Here is a 3,538-nt window from a genome sequence, read left to right on the forward strand (position 1 = left end):
ACGGCACCGACGACGCGGGCACGGCCGGGGAAGCCGGCGGGGACGCGGACGGTGCCCTGCCGGTTTCCGGTACCCAGGCCGGTGTGTTCGCGGTGGCCGCCGCGGCTCTGATCGGCGGCGGCGTGTTCTTCCGCGCCCTGCGCCGCCGGGCCCGGGACACGGACACGCCGTCACCTGCGGCCCAGGCCGTCGCAGGCGGGCCACCCCCGACGGATCCGCAGCCGCCCGGGCCATACCCGGACGACCGCGGATCCGTCTGACATGCCCTGGTTCTGTCGCCTCCTAGCCCTCTCGCCTGGAGCCGTCCGGGCTCAGGAGCTCAAGGTCGTCCACGGTCACCAGACCAGCGGCGATCACCCATTCGCCGAGCCGGACGATGTAGTCGGGCAGCCGGCGCGACGCCGGCCCCGGCTCGTCCCGCAGCAGCCCGGGTATCCCCTGCCCGGCAAGGTTGCCGCGCACGGTGGCAAGCCGGGAGCGGACATAGTTGTCGTCGCGGCTGACCCGGCGGGCGATCTCCCGGTACGTGGCGAACGGCGCGTGGTTGTCACCGGTACGCAGCCGCGGTTCGCAGAGCGCCACCAGCAGCAGGCGTTCGGTCTGGGTGAGACGGACGGAGATCTGCATCGTGTCCTGATCGCGGTGCACCTGCCGCCGGCGATGATGGACGACGCCGATCTGGTGACGCTCGCCGTCCGTGCCGACGGCGACGATGTGGAACTCGGCCAGCCCGGCGGACAGGGCCGTGCCCGGTGACACGATGTGATGGGTGTCGCCACTGGCGGTCAGTAGGAGCAGGGGATGCCGACCCGTGTTGCTGATGACGATCGCGCCTTCGCTCTCGGCCAGCGTCCCGGCCCGGCGGGAGACAAGCAGATCCTGCGGATCGGCCCCGAACGGGATGTCACAGCCGGCCCGGCCGAAGGTCAGCCGCCGGCCCGCTGCGAGATTCCATCTCCGTCCGCCCGCGACGATCCTCGCGACGACCGCCGGTGTCGCCGCGTCCGGTATCCCTCGTGGGACCATGCGTCTTCGCCGCCCCTTTCATGCCGACCCGATGAGCCTAGCCACGAAAAGACCTGCTGGCTGTCATGTCCGAATCACCTTCCAGGCCGTCTTCCGCGCCGCCTTCCGCCAGCGGCCGGTCCGGACGGTCTGCCGGGATGCCCCGTCCCATCCCGTCCCATCCCGTCCGACGATGATCCCGCGGGCGCTCCCGGGGCCCCGGAACGCCCGGACCTCGGGGGAGCACCCCTGCTCCGGTGCGGGGGCGCCCTGTTCGGGCTCCCGCGAGCCCGGCAGGATCTGTTCTGCGCCCACCGGCAGGCACCTGGAGATGCCGGGGCGTACCTCGGCTGGGGGGCCGAGGTGGGGGGGCAGTATCCGGGGGGAGAAGAGATAGCCCGAAACCGGCGGGCTGGCGACGGAGGGGGTCGCCAGCCCGCCGGTCCTCGGCGTTCCACTGCCTCCCGTATTGCCCTGGGTGATCCAGGATCGATGTTTTTGTGGCCTATGTCATAGCGCTACCAGTTCCTCTGATCCCGATCCGGCCCCGGTCCGGTCCTGGTCTGTCATCGGCCTTCCTCGTCTGCCTGTCACCAATCCGACAACAGTCCTGCCGTGACGACAACCAATCACAGATCGTCCCCGCGACCAGGCATGTCACACGCGTGAACATATCCGCGCACAGCATGCGACCGGAGATGGCGGGGTACCACCAGTCCAGCCGGGCTCCCCGGCCTCCCGGACGCCCGAGGCCTCCCGGCAGCACAGGCCACCTCACGTGGTGGCACCACCAGGTGGTCACGCAGACGTGAAGCGCGCGGCGAGAACGCGGGCGCGCGGAAGGGAGCCGCATGACCACGGCACAGGAAATCATGCACCGGGACGCCGAGTGCATCGGCGAGAGCGAGACCCTCGTCGACGCCGCCCGCAGGATGCGGGACCTCGGTGTCGGCGCCCTGCCGATCTGTGGCGACGACAACAGGCTGCAGGGCATCATCACCGACCGCGACATCGTGATCAGATGTCTCGCCGAAGGAAGGGACCCGGCGGCGACCCGGGCCAGGGAGCTCAGCCAGGGCAGGCCGTTCTACATCGACGCGGGCGCGGACGTCGACGAGGTCCTGCAACAGATGATGGAGCACCGGATCAAGAGGCTGCCCGTCATCGAGAACAACCAGCTGGTAGGAATGATCAGCGAAGCGGACCTCGCGCGGAAGCTGCCCGAGGAGAAGCTGGGCCAGTTGGTGGAGGCCATCAAGTCGGGCCCCAGCGACCGCCCCGCCTGATCAGCCGCGCATAGGAACCATCCGCGCCATCCGGGTAGGTGGAGGGCGCCACCATGGCGACGCCTTCCATCTACCGCCTCGGCCAGCAGTAGCCAGCCGCAGGCAGAAAAAGAGCCGGCCGCAGGCAGAAAAAGCCGTCATCACAGCGCTTTCCACCTACGGACGCGGAACGCGTAGGTGGAAAACGCTGCCAGGGCGGCTTTTTTCACCTACTGGTTCGGCTGGGCTGGTTCGGCTGGGCTGGTTCGGCGGCGCGGATCGCCCGCAGGTTGTCCTCCTGGAACAGGTCGTAGGCGGAGATCTCGTCGGTCAGCACGTCGAGGTCCAGATCTCCCGGTTCGGCGTACGCGAGCTGTTCCACGTCGACGACGGCGCGGTAGACAAATGTCGCGTTCCCCTCCAGCCGGGGGGTCAGGGTGCCATCCGCGGCGGGCACAAGAAAGGATCGCGCGCAGCCACCCGGACTGCGGACCAGCAGCGCCTCGCCCGCCAGGGCGTGGCCGAGCCGCGAGTACACCGCGCGGGACGCGACCACGCCGGAGCCGCAGGACAGCGTCAGCCCGGCACCGCGCTCGAAGGTACGGACGAAGATCTCCCCCGGCGCGGTGAGCGGCCGGACGAACGACACATTGGCGCCCGCCGGGAGAACCGCCGGCAGGCGCGCCGCCGCGCTTCCCACCGCGACCAGCTCGTTCTCGTCGTAGTCGTCGACGACCGCGACCAGGTGCGAATTGGGGACGGCGACCCCGGTGAGACGCAGCGCCGGATGCAGCGCCGGGATGACCGTGTCGACGTGCTCGGCGCCCGTGGTCACGACCGGGACGTCGGCCGCGCGGAACGTCACCGGGGGAAGCTCGACGGCCACACTCCACACCCCGGCGGCCACCTGCGGGATCCTCTCCACCCGGAACCGCCCGCCACCTGTCGAGACGTCCAGCGCGTCGGCCCCCCGGCGTTCGAGGACAAGCCGGCCGACGCACCGCAGGCCGTTGCCGCACAGTTTGGCCGACGACCCGTCCGGATTGAAGAAGAACGCCTCCGGCACCGCCGGTGAATCATCGACGAAGTACAGGCCGTCACCGCCCAGTGGGCCCCGCCGGTCACAGACGAGCCGGACGAAATCCGCCACCTCGGCCGGTGTCGAGAAAATCCGCTCGGGCCGGCCGTCCACAACGAATATGTCGTTGCTGGAACCGTGCGCCTTCAACAGCTCGAATTTCATGCGAATCCTCCCGGCCGGCGTCCAC

3 protein-coding genes and 1 pseudogene are annotated in these 3,538 nt (G+C 70.0%); 2 read left to right on the top strand and 2 right to left on the bottom strand.

The window, feature by feature from the left end; all coding sequences use genetic code 11:
* Window positions 1–260: pseudogene (locus tag NBW84_RS11865) on the top strand (hypothetical protein); the annotation flags it as partial.
* A gap of 22 nt (window positions 261–282) precedes the next feature.
* Here NBW84_RS11865 and NBW84_RS11870 read toward each other — a convergent pair.
* Window positions 283–1,026 carry a hypothetical protein gene (locus NBW84_RS11870; protein WP_250284533.1) on the bottom strand — a complete coding sequence of 248 codons (744 nt, stop codon included), beginning with the start codon at window positions 1,024–1,026 and terminating at the stop codon, window positions 283–285.
* An 830-nt stretch (window positions 1,027–1,856) separates the two neighbouring features.
* On the opposite strand from NBW84_RS11870, the gene NBW84_RS11875 reads away from it, so the two are divergent.
* Window positions 1,857–2,291, top strand: a complete 435-nt coding sequence (locus NBW84_RS11875) for a CBS domain-containing protein (protein WP_250284534.1) — start codon at window positions 1,857–1,859, stop codon at window positions 2,289–2,291.
* Between the two features lie 205 nt (window positions 2,292–2,496).
* Here the strand turns inward: NBW84_RS11875 and dapF are convergent.
* A partial coding sequence (dapF, locus tag NBW84_RS11880; RefSeq protein ID WP_250284535.1) for a diaminopimelate epimerase occupies window positions 2,497–3,538 on the bottom strand: 1,042 nt, incomplete at its 5' end.

Origin of the sequence: Protofrankia sp. CiP1_Cm_nod2 (assembly GCF_920664355.1) — a bacterium.
Classification (GTDB): domain Bacteria; phylum Actinomycetota; class Actinomycetes; order Frankiales; family Frankiaceae; genus Protofrankia.